At 59.8% G+C, this 16731-nt stretch carries 15 protein-coding genes; 4 read left to right on the top strand and 11 right to left on the bottom strand.

Features of this window, described 5'->3' with window-relative positions; genetic code table 11:
- Nucleotides 1-235: 235 nt before the first annotated feature.
- Entirely contained in the window at nucleotides 236-754 is a 519-nt protein-coding gene (locus OVA00_RS32355) for a hypothetical protein (protein WP_268090436.1), read from the bottom strand.
- 99 nt (nucleotides 755-853) lie between these two features.
- Complete coding sequence (locus tag OVA00_RS32350) at nucleotides 854-1717, bottom strand: LysR family transcriptional regulator (RefSeq protein WP_255381638.1); 864 nt, start codon at nucleotides 1715-1717, stop codon at nucleotides 854-856.
- Nucleotides 1718-1998: 281 nt separating this feature from the next.
- Here OVA00_RS32350 and OVA00_RS32345 point away from each other — a divergent pair, with 281 nt between their 5' ends.
- The 4 genes from OVA00_RS32345 to OVA00_RS32330 all read left to right on the top strand — a co-directional run bounded on the left by OVA00_RS32345 (nucleotide 1999) and on the right by OVA00_RS32330 (nucleotide 6515).
- Nucleotides 1999-2736, top strand: coding sequence for a hypothetical protein (locus OVA00_RS32345; RefSeq protein ID WP_255381639.1), 738 nt, complete (start codon nucleotides 1999-2001; stop codon nucleotides 2734-2736).
- Between the two features lie 1615 nt (nucleotides 2737-4351).
- The gene (nuoH, locus tag OVA00_RS32340; protein ID WP_268090435.1) at nucleotides 4352-5338 is read left to right on the top strand and encodes an NADH-quinone oxidoreductase subunit NuoH; all 987 of its coding nucleotides are present in this window, start codon (nucleotides 4352-4354) and stop codon (nucleotides 5336-5338) included.
- Nucleotides 5339-5470: 132 nt separating this feature from the next.
- On the top strand, nucleotides 5471-6037 hold the full coding sequence (locus tag OVA00_RS32335) for an NADH-quinone oxidoreductase subunit I (RefSeq protein WP_268090434.1): 567 nt from the start codon (nucleotides 5471-5473) through the stop codon (nucleotides 6035-6037).
- 37 nt (nucleotides 6038-6074) lie between these two features.
- Nucleotides 6075-6515 carry a CBS domain-containing protein gene (locus OVA00_RS32330; protein WP_255381642.1) on the top strand — a complete coding sequence of 147 codons (441 nt, stop codon included), beginning with the start codon at nucleotides 6075-6077 and terminating at the stop codon, nucleotides 6513-6515.
- A 60-nt stretch (nucleotides 6516-6575) separates the two neighbouring features.
- Here the strand turns inward: OVA00_RS32330 and nuoG are convergent, their stop codons facing one another.
- From nuoG to OVA00_RS32285, 9 genes are all read right to left on the bottom strand, one after another.
- On the bottom strand, nucleotides 6576-9152 hold the full coding sequence (gene nuoG, locus OVA00_RS32325) for an NADH-quinone oxidoreductase subunit NuoG (RefSeq protein WP_268090433.1): 2577 nt from the start codon (nucleotides 9150-9152) through the stop codon (nucleotides 6576-6578).
- Nucleotides 9153-9180: 28 nt separating this feature from the next.
- Nucleotides 9181-10446 carry an NADH-quinone oxidoreductase subunit NuoF gene (gene nuoF, locus OVA00_RS32320; RefSeq protein ID WP_268090432.1) on the bottom strand — a complete coding sequence of 422 codons (1266 nt, stop codon included), beginning with the start codon at nucleotides 10444-10446 and terminating at the stop codon, nucleotides 9181-9183.
- A gap of 2 nt (nucleotides 10447-10448) precedes the next feature.
- Complete coding sequence (gene nuoE, locus OVA00_RS32315) at nucleotides 10449-10961, bottom strand: NADH-quinone oxidoreductase subunit NuoE (RefSeq protein WP_255382345.1); 513 nt, start codon at nucleotides 10959-10961, stop codon at nucleotides 10449-10451.
- Between the two features lie 16 nt (nucleotides 10962-10977).
- The gene (gene nuoD, locus OVA00_RS32310) at nucleotides 10978-12192 is read right to left on the bottom strand and encodes an NADH dehydrogenase (quinone) subunit D (RefSeq protein ID WP_255381648.1); all 1215 of its coding nucleotides are present in this window, start codon (nucleotides 12190-12192) and stop codon (nucleotides 10978-10980) included.
- Nucleotides 12193-12272: 80 nt separating this feature from the next.
- Entirely contained in the window at nucleotides 12273-12809 is a 537-nt protein-coding gene (locus tag OVA00_RS32305; protein ID WP_159416262.1) for an NADH-quinone oxidoreductase subunit C, read from the bottom strand.
- Complete coding sequence (locus tag OVA00_RS32300) at nucleotides 12806-13309, bottom strand: NuoB/complex I 20 kDa subunit family protein (protein WP_034796776.1); 504 nt, start codon at nucleotides 13307-13309, stop codon at nucleotides 12806-12808. Before OVA00_RS32300 ends, OVA00_RS32305 begins: the two co-directional genes overlap by 4 nt.
- Nucleotides 13297-13662 carry an NADH-quinone oxidoreductase subunit A gene (locus tag OVA00_RS32295; RefSeq protein WP_029742550.1) on the bottom strand — a complete coding sequence of 122 codons (366 nt, stop codon included), beginning with the start codon at nucleotides 13660-13662 and terminating at the stop codon, nucleotides 13297-13299. Before OVA00_RS32295 ends, OVA00_RS32300 begins: the two co-directional genes overlap by 13 nt.
- Before the next feature lie 153 nt (nucleotides 13663-13815).
- Nucleotides 13816-15255, bottom strand: a complete 1440-nt coding sequence (locus tag OVA00_RS32290; protein ID WP_268090431.1) for an NADH-quinone oxidoreductase subunit N — start codon at nucleotides 15253-15255, stop codon at nucleotides 13816-13818.
- A complete protein-coding gene (locus tag OVA00_RS32285; protein ID WP_268090430.1) occupies nucleotides 15252-16727 on the bottom strand; it encodes a complex I subunit 4 family protein in 1476 nt (491 codons plus the stop codon). The genes OVA00_RS32290 and OVA00_RS32285 overlap by 4 nt, the downstream gene beginning before the upstream one ends.
- Nucleotides 16728-16731 lie beyond the last annotated feature (4 nt).

Genomic DNA, 16731 nt, shown 5'->3' with positions numbered 1-16731 from the left:
CCTCGGTAACGTCGACAGGGCATGCCGATGCCGCCTGGCTTCCTGTATCGCACCCCGGATACTTGTACCGGTCCGCCTGCGAGACATCGACGGGGCATCCAGAGCTGGCCGCACCGCCGCCGGCAGTGGGCGAACTGGTTTCGCAGCCGGAAAGGGCAAGCAAGGCGCATGCAATCAAAGGAAGGTGTTTCATGCCGGGCTCCGAGGTTGAAAATAGAATCGCGACTGCGCTCAATCAGTCGCAAGCAGGATACTTGTAGCGGTCCGCCTCCGTAACGTCCGGGGGGCAGTAACCCTCATGGTCCATTTGGTTGCTTGCGCCGATAGGCTCGCTGACATTGACTCGCTTGAATTTGCCACTCGTGCTGAACATGCAGACGAAGTCGGACGTGCTGCCGTCATCAAGGACTGCCATTCCGTAGACGCCCCAACCGAAATTCTGATGCTCGACATTCGAGATGTTTACCGAGCGTACGTGGGGATTAAATCTGCCGGTCACCGCTCCATCACAGACTGACTTCATGTGCCCCTGATCTGCAGCTTTCGATGCTTTGGGAGCGGCTCCGCTCTTCATCACGTCTTCAGCGGCTCGGCAACCGCGCTTGTAGGACGCACCGTGCTGGTTTTGATCGTAGTCGCCGCGGGAGCAGTCTTCATACCCGCGTTTGTATTCGCGCTCGGAGACAGTGGAGGCCTGCAATGGCGCGGTCATCGCAAACAGCGCGGAGGTGACACAGACAGCATTCAAGCGCATTGCTGACCCCTCGTAGCTCGCATTCGTGACGATGCGTATAACCTAAGGTGATCGCTACGCCCGGTCTAATGAATTTACCGAGCGACCGTTGAGTAGAATTCAGCTATTCGTCATTCCGATCTGGTGTTTGAACCAGCGGTGAAGCTCCAACAATGCCGGATCGCTCTTCCTGGCAGACTTGTAGCACAGGTGATAACGCCGTCCCGACTGAAGCGAAACACTGTGCATCCTTTCGATCCTGCCTGCGCGAAGGTGCTCCTCCGCCAGAAAATCGGGCACGAGGGCTGCGCCAAGACCATGACACGCCATTTCCATGGCCAGCAGGTAGTGAGTGCACTGCATAACTTTACTGGAGCTCAATTGCGGGAAGTCGATTGCCGCTGCGGAACCAAACTGTCGCCAATCATTTGCGAAATCGTGAGCGTCAATGCTGGTCGTAATCAGGGGGTGATCCATAACCGAGAAGTCGGGTGCATGGACCGCCACCAAGACTTCATCGAAGAGAGGCGTGGAAACGTATCCGTACTCAAGCGGATATGCTGTCACGAACGCGTCCGCCACAGAGTCCGTCAACTGGGGATGCTGTGCATACATGCGAAGCTGGACGTCGATACTACGATTGGCCTGCAGGTCAGCGAGGCGCTTGATGAGCCACCCCGGGCCAAAGCTGCTGCACACCGCCAATCGCAGAACTTTCTTCGTACGCCCCACGCTTTCTTCCATCGATAACTTAATCTGTTGGAATGCCACGTGGAGAGACTCTGCCAAGCGCTGCCCGGCCTCCGTCAGCTCTACCCCTCTGCCGGATTTCTGAACCAACCGTTCGCCGACATTCGCGCTCAAGTTCCGCAACTGATGACTGATGGCACTCGCGGTAACGTTCAGTTCGGTTGCAGCATGCGCAACCGATCTATGCCGGTAGACGGCTTCCAATGCCTGGAGGCTCCGCAAATTGTAGTTCATGGTCGATAATCCCGCGGTTGATGCGTGAGCAGATTGCTTTGTAAATCGCCGACAAACCCGCCCGATACCTACGTCAGCAAGATAGGCTTGGATGCCGGTAAGCGGACCCTCCCCAGCAGGCCCATACTGACTCTCATTACCATCACGGCAAGGCCGAAGTTGAATGCAGCTCAACTTTGTTGGCTTCGATTCATTGGACGAAGACCAGGCGAGCAACTAGGGTGTGGCGATAGGACTGGTGCGCCTCCCGCGCTTGTTGGCAACTCTACTCGGAGAAGGCGATGAGAACTGGTATTCTGATTGTTGCAGCAATGACATTGTTGCCCGCCTCAGTCGCGGTCTCCGCAGAGCAGGTCGTTCGTTTCAAACCGGGCGCGATCTCCGCCACGCTCGATGGAACGATCAAGGGCTATGACGGAAAGGACTATCGTGTCGGAGCGAAAGCCGGACAGGCCATGTCGGTGCTGTTCGCGCCGAATAATGGAAGCTGCTACTTCAATGTTCTTCCACCTGGATCGAACGACGTGTCGATATTTACAGGATCGAGTTCCGGAAATGAATTTTCCGCCAACCTCGAAGAAGCCGGTGACTATGTCATTCGTGTCTATCTGATGCGCAATGCGGCTCGACGAAACGAGCAATGCAAATATAAGTTCACGGTCGAAATTTCAGGGGGAGCAACGAATGCCCCAGTCAGTTCGACGAATGATGCCCTGGTGCCGGGAACCAATTTCAACGCGACCAGCGATATCCCGTGCTCACGCGTCGCGGGCCAGCCATCGACGAGTTGCAAAGCGGGTGTAGTGCGGCGTGGCGATGGAAATTCGGACGTAACCGTCTTCTGGCCCGATGGCGGCAGGCGAACCCTATTCTTCAAGGGCGGTGAATTTGCGGGTGCCGATACCAGTGAAGCCGATGGCGGAGTTAAGACGTCATCTTCCGTGGAGAACGGACTCTACCTCATTCGCGTCGGTGAGCAGCGCTTCGAGGTTCCCGATGTTCTGGTGTTCGGGGACTAGGTAAACGCGCGGTATCGAAGCCGGAGGCTTCAGAGTAAGTGATGTCCGCTTTTCTTGTTGGGTGACCTAGCAGCGGACGGGCGGCCGTCGGCCCCATTCCAGCCGTCAACTTCTAAGCAGTGCATGTCTGCTAAGGGCGAATTCCGGCCAATCCGGAAGATTATAATGATCTAGGCCAGGTAATAAACTGTATCATCCCAAGGAAATTTGATTTCGCTTAATCAAGCGGATCGACACCAAAGCTACGGAGACGACGGCCGAAGCCGTGCCCTCCGACGCCGACCAGCGACCTAATTTACTACTTCGCACTGTTTAGCATTACCGCTGTCCAAACCAAGGCGAAGGCTGCCAGAGAGTAAGGATTGTCGATTTGCGGTATCACCGCGATGAGAGAGACGAACATAAAAGATCCATCAGCAGCCTGCAGCTGCACTTTAGTTGATGGATCTCTGTGCTCGCCTTCCGGGCAGTCGAGCGGGCATCGTCACTGCCAGAGATGATTTCAGTTTTACGTCCTGTGGACGGGCCACTACGCCTACAAAAACAGTACCCGACGCAATCCCTTGCTCACGGCTCTTGCCCGAAGTCCGGTGGGATAAAGGGCCTCACGGCCTAGCAGCAAAGTAGGTTGTGTGGGTGTATCTTTCAAGGCGGCGACATTGGGTGGTCCGAGCAGTCACCACTTCAGCCTGCCATCGCCCCTTCTATGTTGATAGGCCGCCCGCTTTCTGCCTCCGAGCACTTTCCCGGGGTCTAAGGTCGCTTGCGCGAACGAGTAGCTGGAAAACAAGCTCCCCGAAACGAGGGCCTCGGCCGACCGCTCGACACAATCGCAGGCCTCTTCGAGCTGCTGGGATTCTTGAAACGGCAAGGAGCCGCCGTTCGCGACACGGCGCCAGAATGGTAGCTGTCCAGCGGCGAACAACATGCTCGAAGTCAGCCTGGGAGCACCTACGTCGGCCAATCGAGTGAAATAATGTCTCGCCTCCTCGTATTCAGGAATAGCTGCTGTGGCCAGCACATCGTCTTCCCATATAACGCGGTCCCGGTTTCGTTTTGCGCGGCGAATAAGAGTCTCTGACCAAAGAATGGGTCCATCTGGCAGCCAATCAAACCAGTTCGCGAGGTTCGCGGGCCAATTGTGGAGGGCGTCAAGTGGACCGGGAATCCTTTTGGCTCTCAAACGCCGATCTTGAGTTTGGTCCCGTTCTTCTGAGCCCGTGCACGTCGAAAACGGGATAGTGGTGCAGCCGCTACGCACGGCGACCGAATGTCAGGTTGTACAGGCCCGCGAACGGGCCGGTAAGACTATGGGCTCAGACCGTAGATCCGCCAAAACGGAGAAATTCGATGCCACTCGAATGACCAATTGACAAAGATCCTGATGTGAACGGATTCGAACCTGCCAAGCCGGTTTGCCTCATGATTAGGCCGATCGACGGTGACTAGGAAAGAAACCGACGGCAACCTCCTGACCGTCCCAGAATAGGAAACGGCAGCCTGTCCACGGCCGCCGTTTCGTGAGAAAATGGAGAAAACTGGAAGGACCCGCTCAACGGGTAAGCCGGGTCGGGCCCAGTCACGTTTCTGCCTGTCGAATAGATGGCCGCGGATCATGGAACTTCTCGTCGCCCTTGGCCTTATCGCCCTCAAGATCGCATTGCTCATCGCAATGCTTTTACTCTTGCCTTTGCCGCTGACCTGGCTGGAGCGAAAGATTGCCGGTCACATGCAGCAGCGCATGGGTCCGATGCGCGTGGGGTGGCACGGCCTGCTGCAGCCGGTGGCTGACGGTATCAAGCTCCTGACGAAAGAGGATCATATCCCTGCCGAGGCAGATCGCTTCCTATTCAAGCTGGCGCCGATCCTGGCGCTCGCTCCGCCCTTTGTGGTTTTTGTCGCAATCCCCTTCGGCGAGACCGTCTCAGTGCTCAATGCAGAGATCACGCTCTACGTTTCCAACCTCAATGTGGCTCTGCTCTTCGTCCTCGCGGTGATCGGTCTGGAGGTCTATGGCGTCATCTTCGGCGGCTGGGCCGCCAACAGCAAATACGCCGTTCTCGGTAGCCTCAGGACCTGCGCACAGATGATCAGCTACGAAATCCCGATGGGTTTCGCGGTCGTCGGCGTCGTGATGCTCGCACAGTCGATGAGCCTGGTGGACATCGTGCGCGCCCAGAGTGATCTCTGGAACATCGTCTATCAGCCGATCGGGTTCTTCGTCTTCTTTGTTGCGGGATTGGCCGAAGCGCAGCGCATTCCCTTCGACCTGGCCGAAGCGGAAGGGGATCTCGGCGCAGGGTTCCATACCGAATACAGCGGTATCCGTTTCGCGTTCTTCATGGTCAGCGAATACGTCATCGTGCTCCTGGTATCGGTCCTCTCCGTCATCCTGTTTTTCGGCGGCTGGAACGGTATTCTCATTCCGCTGCCGCCGCTTGTCTGGTTTGCGCTCAAAGTGGCATTCTTCGTTTATGTGTTTATGTGGTTCCGTTTCACTTTGCCCCGCTATCGCTATGACCAACTGATGGCGATCGGATGGAAAGTCTTGCTTCCTCTGTCAATGGCGAACATAATTATCACTGGTATTGCTTTCACTTAGGAGCCAAGGCGGCTTGTCCACGCGCCTTCTAGGTTCGGTGTCGATCTGACGAAGGTGCGTGCAGCAATCGAAGGGACTACAGCGACCCTCCCGCGTTGGAATAGACGCACGCCGCTGTAGAACGGCGCGACGATGTCACGCGTGGTCGACAGAGCTGGAACATGGATCGGCTGGGCGCTTTTTGCCGACCTGGCGAGCGCCTTTACGCTGACCTTTGGCTATATGTTGTCCAAGCCGGTGACCATGCAGTATCCGGACAAGGAGAAGTGGCTCCCCTATTCGCGCTATCGCGGCCATCACTTCCTCAAACGCGACGAAGAGGGCGAGATCAAGTGTGTCGCGTGCGAGCTTTGCGCTCGCATCTGCCCCTGCGACTGCATCGAAGTCGTTCCCTACGAGGACGAAAACGGCAACCGACACCCAGCAAAATTCGAAATCGACACGGCCAGGTGCCTTTTCTGCGGCCTGTGTGAGGACGCCTGCCCTGCGGACGCCATCGCACTTGGCCAGCAGTATGAATTCTCTAGTTTTTCGTCACATGACCTGGTGATCGGACGCGACGATCTGCTCGAAAAACCTGGAAAGGCGATGACCGGCGGTAGTGTCGTCGCCGCACGCCTGAATACGGATGAGGACGTGCTGGTCGAAACGAGCGAACCGCACGGATACAACTGGTGGCGCAATATCCGGCGAACGTGAGGAGCAGCAAACCGGCGCGCGCAGATAGGAGGCTCAAATGCTTGTCGGTGAAATCGTGAAGGATAAGGGTGCTGGAGTGATCGCAGTTGCTCCCGACCAGGCGATGGTGGAGATCCTGCGGCTCTTTCGTGACAACAATATCGGCTTCGTGGTCGTCAGCCACGCGCCCGGAAGGTACATGGGCACGGTCTCGGAACGGGATTGCTGCAACGCGCTTGCGGAATACGGGCCAGAGGCAGCGCTGATGCCGGTCGCCGAGATCATGAACCGCGACGTGGCGATCTGTTCGGCTGTCGATGGACTGCCCTTGGTGATGTCGATCATGACCCAGAGACGGACACGTCATGTGCTGGTCATTGAGGAGGAGGCCATTGTCGGCGTCGTCAGCATCGGCGACGTGGTCAAGCACCGGCTCGACGAGGCGCAGCGCACGGAGCGGCACCTGTACGAATACATTGCCGGGGCCGGCTACCACTGAGAGTGGCTTTGCGCCCACAGGTCGGGATACGGGCCTTGCAGGCGCCTCGCGCGCAAATCCTCATGCTCCTCGCCAGACCCGGTTCGTGCCCTCGATGGCGTGCGCTGTTTCTGCCTTGTGAACCTTAACCGGACACGGGTATTCACCTCGCCTCATCAAGCTGTTGAGGCGAAGGGACCGATAGTTTTCGGGAACAAAGACGAGACCCTTGGGAAACCGCTTTTCGACCTTGAGCTGCGCTACCAGTTCACCGCGGGTTGAACGAACGACCACCTGGTCGCCGCCCGAAAGGCCAAGCTTAGCCGCATCCTCAGCGCTCATCGCGACATAGGGATCGTTGGCGACTGTGTTCAGGATCTCCGAACGCTCGGTCAGATAGCCATTGTGGAACAGACAGTTGCCGGTGACGAGCATGAGCCCGTCGTGCGTCTGCGAAACGGTCGGCGGTGCGTGGAAGGCGCCCAACGGTGGCGTCGGGCCTTTTTTCGTGAAGGCACCGTCGGCGCCAAGTTCGGCCCAGGTGAGCGCCTGATAGGCCGGTATCAGCCGGGCGATCTCATCGAGAACCTCGACATGCGTCGAAGGCTCCAATGTTTGGCCGCGCTCAGCTGCGACAAAATCGAAGATAGCAAGATTGTCCCGCGCCTCAAAGACTGGTTCCCGGAATTTGCGGACCTGCTGGATGCGCCCCTCGTTGTTGGTAAAGCTGCCGGGCTCTTCACCGTAGCCAGCCGCTGGCAAGACGACCTCGGCCAGTGCGGCCGTCTCGTTAAGGAAACTGTCCTGCACGATCAAGAGATCAGCAGCACCAAGCGCCCGCGCCATGAACTCCCTGTCCGGATAGGCGATCAGGGGGTCAGTTCCGACAAGGTAGAGCGCCCCCATTTGCCCAGCCACGCAGAGATCCAGCATCGCGTCGAGACCAGCACCCGGCCCAGGGGGGATTTCGGCGCCCCAGTTCCGGGCAAGAGCGGCGCGCGCCGTCTCGTCGACAACCGGCTGCAGCCCCGGCAAGCCGCCCGCCAGGGCCCCCATATCAAAGGCGCCCATCTGGTTAGCGCGGTCGAAGAGGAACTGCAATGCCGGGGTCTTGCCGAGGAGGCGAAGCAGTTGCAAGAGATTGGTGAGTTGCTGCAACGCTCCCCGCGCGTCTGACGATCTCAGGAGGTCGACACCGACAAGCACGGTCACAGGGCCGCCTTCGTTAAGTGCTGCGGCCAGACGATCCGGTCCGTCGCTGCCATTGCTGGCTACCGGACCGGCGGTTATCAGTGCGATCTCCGCAAGAGCGTCACCTGACAGTTTCTCGCCGGCGGCCGCAGCAAGTCTAGCAACCACGGCTGCTAGGCTCGCGGCCTCTCCGCCGGGCGGCACACGAACCAGAGCCTTAGCATCGGCGTCGAGGCGGGACGGTCGCGTCGAGAGCATCAATAATCCAGTCCCGCGCCGCCTGGCGGCATCCCTTAGAAGATATTCGGTAACCGGGTTTTCCTCGGTCACGTTGCCACCCATGACAAGCACGTGGTCGACGCCGATCACGTCCGTCAAAGGTGCACGACTGTAGCCTGCCATTAGCGGGGCAAGGGCGTCGAAGGGTGTGGACCAGCGCGACGAGCAGTCGATGTTGTTGGTCGCAAAGACCGTGCGCATGAGCTTCTGGAACTGATAGAGCACTTCATTGGGCAGGCGCGGCGAGACAAGTCCGCCGGAAGCCTTGCTTTCGACCGCTGCTAGCCGCCGGCGCAGATAGTCTCCTGCTTCGTCCCAGGAAACCGGCACAAGAGTGCCGTCGCGGCGGATCATCGGTCGTTTGATCCGATCGTGCCCTTCGATGAAGTCAAGGCCGAAACGGCCGCGTGCGCAGAGCGTTTCGCGGTTGACCCCGTGTTCCTCCTTGGACCGGACACGCATGAATTCGCCCTTGCGCGCGCCGACGGTCAGCTGACATCCCGTGCCGCAATGCGGACAGATCGTGTCGACCTCGGCGAGATCCCAGGGCCGAGCCTTATAGCGATAGGGAAAGCTCATCAGCGCGCCGACCGGACAGACTTCGATGCAGTTGCCACACTGGTCGCAACTGGCAAGACTGCCCTCAAAGCCGGTGACGGCCGTATCCATGCCTTTCTCGACGGTGCCAAGGGCGACCGCGCCGACGACCTCCTCGCACATGCGCACGCAGCGCTGGCACTGGATACAGCGGTTGACGTTCATGATGACGACCGGGCTCAGGCGAATGTCGCGAGAATGGAAGACGCGCTTGGGATCGTGAAAGCGGCTTCTCCCCGGACCGTAGGCCATCACCATGTCCTGGAGCTCACACTCGCCGCCCTTGTCGCAGATCGGGCAGTCGAGCGGGTGGTTGGCGAGCAGCATGTCGAGCATGGACGAACGTGTTTCATCAATCAGTGGCGTGTCCGTTCGCACGACCATGCCTTCAGTGACGGCTGTGGCGCAGGACGGCTGTAGCCGCCGCAGTCCCTCGATCTCGATGAGACACATGCGGCAGGAAGCGAGCGGCGGCAGGCGCTTCAGGTAGCAGAAGGTCGGAATTTCGATGCCCAAGCGCTGGGCGGCCTGCAACACAGTCGAGCCGGCCGCAACTTCCAGTGTTTGCCCATTGATCGTAACGCTCACCATGACTTACTCGCCCGCGCTAGAGCGCTCCTCAGTGGAACGGACACTTCCGCTCCTCGATATGGGCGACGAATTCGTCGCGGAAATGCGCAAGCGAGGCCCGCAACCCCATCGCAGCACCGTCACCCAAAGCACAAAACGTATTGCCGAAAATGCCCTTGCAGAGCATATCCAGCTGCTCCATGTCGCCGGGGGCGCCCTCGCCCGCTTCGATCCGGCGCAGCACTTTCACCACCCAGTTCAACCCCTCACGGCAAGGCGTGCACTTGCCGCAGGACTCGTGGTGAAAGAACTCGATGATGCGGGTGGCGACCTTGACCATGCAGGTCGTGTCGTCGACGACGATCACGCCTGCCGAACCCAGCATCGTGCCGGCTGCAGCAAGCGAGTCAAAATCCATCCCGACGTCAAGCCCCGCCTCCGGAATCACCGGGGCCGAAACGCCACCTGGTATTACCGCCTTGATCTTGCGACCGGCCGGCGGCCCGCCGGCATGGTCCTCGACCAGTTCTCGAAGCGGGATCCCCATCGGAAGCTCGTAGAGGCCGGGCATGCGCACCTGCCCGCTGACGCAATAGAGCTTCGGGCCTGGGCTCTTTTCGGGTCCGATACCGCGGAACCAGTCAGGGCCCCGCGCCACGATATGCGGTACGCAGACCAGCGTCTCGACATTGTTGATGACGGTCGGGCTGGCATAGAGCCCCGCAACCGCCGGGAACGGCGGTTTCAGGCGCGGTTGCGCCCTCTTGCCCTCGAGCGAGTCGAGCATCGCGGTCTCTTCGCCACAGATATAGGCACCAGCACCGCAATGGACGTGGACGACGAAATTGAAGTCCGAGCCGAGTATCCGCGTTCCGAGATAGCCTTTGGCTTTGGCCTCGGCGATCGCCTGTTCCAGCCGCCTGATCGCCAGCACATACTCGCCGCGAACATAGACATAGGCGACCTCTGCCCCGATCGCATAGGCGCTGATCGCCATGCCCTCGACCAGCTGGTGCGGGTCGCACTCCATGACGATCCGGTCCTTGAAGGTGCCGGGCTCCCCTTCGTCGGCGTTACAGCAGAGATATTTCGGCTTGTCGGCCCGCTTGGGTACGAAACTCCACTTCATGCCGGTCGGAAACCCTGCTCCGCCGCGGCCACGCAGGTTCGACCGCTTGATGAGATCGATGATCTCGTCGGGCGTATGTTCCTTGAGGGCTTTGTGAAGCCCTCGGTAGCCGCCGCCGGCCTCATAGGTCGAAAGAAGATGCCCATCCTGCACGTTCACATTCTTCAGAAGAACCGGTTCGTACATGGCTATTCCCCCTGCCGTTCGACGGCAGCGAGATCGGCGCCGGCCGTGTCAGGCACCATGGCGCGCAGCCGGGCAAGGAGTGCGTCGATCCGCTCGATGTCGAGATTGCCGTGATAGTCGTCGCCGACCTGCATGACCGGAGCCATTTCACAGGCGCCGAGGCATTCGACGGTCGAGAGCGTAAACAGACCATCCGCCGTCGTGCCGCCCTTCTTGATCCCGAGCACGGTCTCCAGATGCGTCAGCAGATCCTCGGATCGCCGCAGCATGCAGGATACATTGTCGCAGAGTTGCAAATGGTATTTCCCCACCGGCTCGGTATGGAAGAGCGTGTAGAAGGTTGCGAGCTCGTAGACCCAGATGCGTTCGACGCCGAGGATGTCGGCGACTTCCTCCAGTACCGGGCCGGGCAGATGGCCATGTTCGCGCTGCGCGATCAAAAGTGCGGGCATGATCGCCGAGCGCTGGTCGGGATACCGCGCCGCCGCCTGTTCGATCTTCTCGCGCATCGCCATCACGTCCAAATCTCCGCTACTTGTCGACCTCCGCCATTACAGGATCGAGGCTGCCGAGCACGGCGATCATGTCCGCCAGATAGCGGGCGTTCGTGACGCCGAAGACACCTTGAAGGTTGACGAACGAGGGTGCCCTGACCTTCATGCGGAACGGTTTCGGCGATCCGTCGCTGATGATGTAGAAGCCGAGCTCGCCCTTAGGTGCCTCGATTGCCGAATAAACCTCGCCCTTCGGCACGCTGAAGCCATAGGCCGACAGGTCGAAATGCTGGATCAGGGCCTCCATCGAGCAATGCACCCGCTCCTTGTCGACGGGGAAGGCAATCGTTGGCATGTCGACCTGGAACGGCCCCTCGGGCATCTGCTCGATGCATTGTTCAATGATGCGCATGCTTTCACGCATCTCATCGACCCGGCAGCGCCAGCGCGCATAACAATCGCCTTCATTGCGCGTGATGACATTGAAATCGAGCCGGTCGTAGATCTCGTAGGGCTCGTCACGACGGATGTCCCAGTCGACGCCGGAAGCACGCAGGTTCGGGCCGCTGAGCCCAAGATCGATGGCGTCTTCGGCGGTGATGCCGCCGATCCCTTGGGTGCGTTTCAGGAACACCCGGTTGTCTTCGAGCAGCCGCTCATAGTCGCGGATCCGGTTTGGGAAGATGTCGCAGAACTCCCTGATTTTTGCGAAGAACCCGTCAGGCAGGTCCTCGCGCACCCCACCGACCCGGCAGAAGGAGGTGTGCATGCGCGCGCCGGTGACCATTTCGAGGAGATCCATGATCATTTCGCGCTCGCGCATGACGTAAAGCAGCGCGGTCATGGCGCCGAGATCCATCGGCAGCGCGCCGGTGATCAAAAGATGACCGGAGATGCGCGCGAGTTCCGCCATCATCACGCGGATATATTGCGCCCGGATCGGGGCCTCGATGCCCAAGAGCTTCTCCACTGCGAGCGCGAAGGCCAGGTTGTTCGAGGGCGGGCAGAGGTAGTCGAGCCTGTCGGTCAGCGGGAAGATCTGCGTATAGGTAAAGCTTTCTGCCAGTTTTTCCGTGCCGCGATGCAGGTAGCCGATATGGGGGTCCACCCGCTTGACATACTCGCCGTCCAGTTCGAGCACGAGCCGGAGGACCCCATGGGTGCTGGGGTGTTGGGGTCCGAGATTGAGAAGCACTTCCTTGCTGTTGAGCGCTTCTCCTTCCGGCCTCGTGAGCTCGGTGACTTCGGTCATCTCAACTTTCCGGTATCGATCGGTCTCCCTGGTTCATGTTGTTTCGGATCGGTCCAAAGAGAAACCGCTCGTACCTTCCTCTATGGAATGTTCCGGGTGGCGAGGTCGGGCTGGGTCGGCGGCGGACCTTCGGCACCAAACGGGTTCAGCTTGTCCTTGTACCCCTTAAGCGGGAAATCCTTGCGCTGGGGAAAGCCCTCGAAGCCCTCCCACATATAGATCCGGCGCAAGTCGGGATGCCCCTGGAACCGGATGCCATACATGTCCCAGGCTTCGCGCTCGTGCCAGTTGGCGGTGCGCCACACCCCGGTGACCGAGGGAACCTCGGGCGGATCGCCAAGCCGACACTTGATGCGGACACGCCAGCGGTTGGGCAGCGAATAGAGATGGTACACCGCCTCAAAGCGCGGCGTTTCGGGATAATGGTCAACCCCGCAGATGTCGGAAAGGAAGTTGAACCTGAACTCGGGCTGGTCCTTCAGGAACAGGCAGAACTCGACGATCTTTTCGGGCGGAACCACGAAGACATCAATGCCATGCGCAGTCCCGAGATCCTCGATCGTTTCCCCGAAGCGCTCCAGGATCAAAGCGCGATTGAGAGACGGTTCGACACTCATGATGCCCCCACCCGATCGAGAGGCGTTCCGGCAAGCGCGCGGGACTTCTTGATCTTTTCTTGCAATAGCAGGAAGCCATGCATCAGCGCCTCAGGCCGTGGCGGACAGCCGGGCACGTGCACATCGACCGGCACGAAGGTTTCAGACCCTTGCACCACGGCATAGGTGTTGTAGACGCCGCCCGAAATGGCGCAGGTCCCCATGGCGATCACCCAGCGCGGCTCCGGCATCTGATCGTAAAGCCGGCGCACGACGGGCGCGAACTTCCGGGTCACCGTGCCGGCGATGATCATCACGTCGGACTGCCGCGGCGAAGGGCGAAACACCACGCCGAACCGGTCGAGGTCGTAGCGCGCGCAGCCCGCCGAGATCATTTCGATGGCACAGCAGGCGATGCCGAAGGTCTCGGGCCACAGGGCCGACCTTCGGCTCCAATTGATGACGCTCTCGGCCGTGGTGAACAGCACGCTGTCCTGGATCGTGTTTCCTACTCCTCCCATTCCAGCGCTCCCTTCAGCCAGGCGTAGGCAAAACCCACGAGAAGCAGCACGATGAAGACGAACATTTCGAGATAAGCGACGAGACCAATCTCTTTGAGGACGACTGCCCAGGGGAAGAGAAACATCGCCTCGACATCAAAGACGACGAGGAGGATCGCGAGGATGAAGAACTGCACCCTGAAGCGTCCCCCGGCTGCCTCGCCTGCCGGGTCCATGCCGCATTCATAGGGCATGTTCTTTTCGGGATAGGGATTGGACGGCCGCAGTAGCGAGGAAACAAAAAGCGTCGCCCCCACCACCAGAACAATTCCGGCGATCATGAAAAGAACCGGCAGGAAATCCGCTGCAGACATATCGCGCAGCCCGGTCACCCATCGGAGCGTTGGTCAAGCCGCGATCGGCTCTTTCGGGCCGGTAACGCGGTCGCCCCGGAGAAGCGACTTTGGGCATTCCTTTCCTAAACCGCTAGTTTATTCTGTCGGATAGGCCAATGCAAATGCGATCGCTCAGCCGCCGAAGGCCGACTGCTGGGCGAGCCGCAGAAACCAGGCGGGAAACAGGCCGATGCCAATCGTGCCGGCGGCCGTGACGGCGAGAGCCGCGCCGACCAGGGGCGTCAGGGCTGGCTCGAACGCCCGCACCGGTTCGCGCATGAACATCACCATGACGATGCGAATGTAGAAATAGGCGGCGACGGCGCTCAGGAGCACCGCGATCACCGCCAAAAGGACGAAACCACGCTCGACGAGCGCGACCAGCACGTAGAACTTTGCGAAGAAGCCTGCCGTCGGCGGAATGCCCGCCAGCGAAAACAGATAGAGCAACATCAACAGCGCCAGCCCCGGATGCAGCTTGGCGAAGCCGGAATAGTCCTCAATGACTTCGCCCGAGAAATTGCCGTTGCGCATCATGATGACGGCGCCGAAGATGCCGAGGTTCATGAAAGTGTAAATCAGAAGGTAGAGCATTACGCTGGCGATCCCGTCCGCACCGCCGGCCACGATGCCCAAAATGGCAAAGCCGGCATGGGCGATGCTGGAATAGGCGAGCAGGCGCTTGAAGTTATCCTGCACCAGCGCCACGAAACTGCCGAGCGCCATCGTCACCACCGCGATAACGGCCAGTATGATCCAGACGTTGGAGCTTGCGACCAACGGGTTGAGGAACACCCTGAGGATCACCGCGAAGCCTGCCGCCTTGGGCCCGACGGACATGAAGGCGGTAATCGTCGTCGGGGCACCCTCGTAGACATCCGGAACCCACATATGGAACGGCACCGCGCCAATCTTGAAGACCAGCCCCGCGACGATGAACACGACCGCCAAAAGCAAACCCGGATCAAGCGGATCATTGCTGACTGCCGCCGCCATCCGGTCCAGCTGCGTCGTGCCGGTAAGGCCATAGACCAGCGAGACGCCGTAAAGAAAAATCCCGGTCGAGACGGCGCCAAGGATGACGTATTTGAGCGCCGCCTCGTTTGAGCGTTGTTCACGCCGAAGGAAGCCGGTCAGAACATATGTGCAGAGCACCATCAGTTCGAGACCAACATAGATCGACAGGAGATCGGTCGCAGACGCCATGATCATCATGCCGGCAAGCGCAAGCAGCAGCAGGACATAGTATTCGCTGCCCCCGATCCCTTCGATATCGGCATAGTTTCGCGAGAGCAGGAACGTGAGCAGGATCGACAGGTAGAACAGCGATTTGAAGAAGATGGAGAAGGGATCGGCGACGAACATGCCCGCATAGGCCGGCTGCGCCTCTCCTGACAGCGTGAATGTCGCCAGGACGGCAAGCAGCACGACCGCGACCGACGCCCAGACAAGAAGAGCGTCCTTTCCCTTCGGCAAGAGTTGCCCGCTAATCAACAGGATTGAGGACCCGACAATCACGATGATTTCGGGCAGGCTTACAAGGATCGACGCAAGGAGCGCTGCGGCGGTCATGGGCCGTTCCCCTTGTCGTGGACCTGCTGCAAAAGATGCGTGACCGAGCTGTCGATGATGGCGAGAAAGGGCTTGGGGTAGAACCCGACCCAAAGCACGAAGACGGCAAGCGGCAGGATCGCCACCAGTTCGCGGCCGTTGACGTCACGAACCTTGAACCGCGCGCCGACGGTCGGCGGACCGAGCGCCACCTTCCGGTACATGCCAAGCAGATAGGCCGCGCTCAGCAATGCGCCCAATACGGCGACTGCGCCAAGGGTGAGGTTGGCCGCAAACCCGCCCGACAGAACCAGCAACTCGCCCACGAACGCGTTCGTTCCCGGCAACGCCATCGACGACAGCACGAACAGCGCCAGGAATCCGGTGTAAACGGGAGCCACCTTCATCAAGCCGCCATAGTCGGCGATGCTGCGGGTATGGGTGCGCTCGTAGATCAGGCCGACGAACAGAAAGAGCGCGCCGGTCGTCACGCCGTGATTGAACATCTGCAGGATGCTGCCTTGAAGCCCGAGCGGGTTGAGGGCAAAAATCCCAAGCGTCACGAAGCCCATATGGCTGATGCTGGAATAGGCCACCAGCTTCTTCAAATCGTCCTGCGCCAAGGCAAGCAGCCCGCCATAAACGATCGCGAGTGCCGAGAGTGCCATCATCAAGGTCGAATAATAGACTGAAGCCTCCGGCAGCATCGGCAGCGAGAACCTCAGGAACCCATAGGCCCCCAACTTCAGGAGTACGCCGGCAAGGATGATGCTGCCGGCCGTCGGAGCCTGCACATGGGCGTCCGGCAGCCAGGTATGGAGCGGGACCATCGGCACCTTGACCGCGAATGCGACGAGGAAGGCAAAAAACAGCCAGGATTGAATGTCGAACGGCAGGTCGAGTGCCATCAAGGCGAGGATGTCGAACGTCCTGCCACCCTCGAAGTAAAGAACGATGCCGCCGATCAGGAACAGGAGGCTGCCCGCCAGGGTGTAGAGGAAGAACTTGAACGCCGCATAGACCCGGCCATCGCCGCCCCAGACCCCGATGATCAGATACATCGGGATCAGCATCGCCTCCCAGCAGACATAGAACAGAAACAGGTCGAGCGCCATGAACACACCCAACATCAGGGTCTGCATGGCGAGCAGGCAGACCATGAACTGCTTCACTTTGCGGTCGATGGCGATCCATGAGGCGAGCACCGAGACAGAGCCCAAAAGCGCGGTCAGGAACACGAAGAGCGCGCTGATCCCGTCGACGCCGAGCGCAAAGGTTATGCCAAGCGCCGGCACCCACGGGTGCTTCTCGACAAACTGCATCTCTGAGCTCCCGGTATTAAAACCGGACAGCATCGCAATGGCGAGCGCCACGTCGAGCAAGGTGAAGGCGAGTGCTGCCCACCGCACCGCCTCGTCGCTGCGCAGAAGCATCACGACCGCCGCCCCGGCGGCCGGTACGAAGACGATCAGGCTGAGTAGCGGGAACGCCATCACA

It is taken from the genome of Ensifer sp. SL37, assembly GCF_026672675.1.
Classification (GTDB): Bacteria; Pseudomonadota; Alphaproteobacteria; order Rhizobiales; family Rhizobiaceae; genus Ensifer; species Ensifer adhaerens.
The sequence above is the reverse complement of the archived record's forward strand: the minus strand, read 5'-3'. Positions and strand labels throughout refer to the sequence as shown.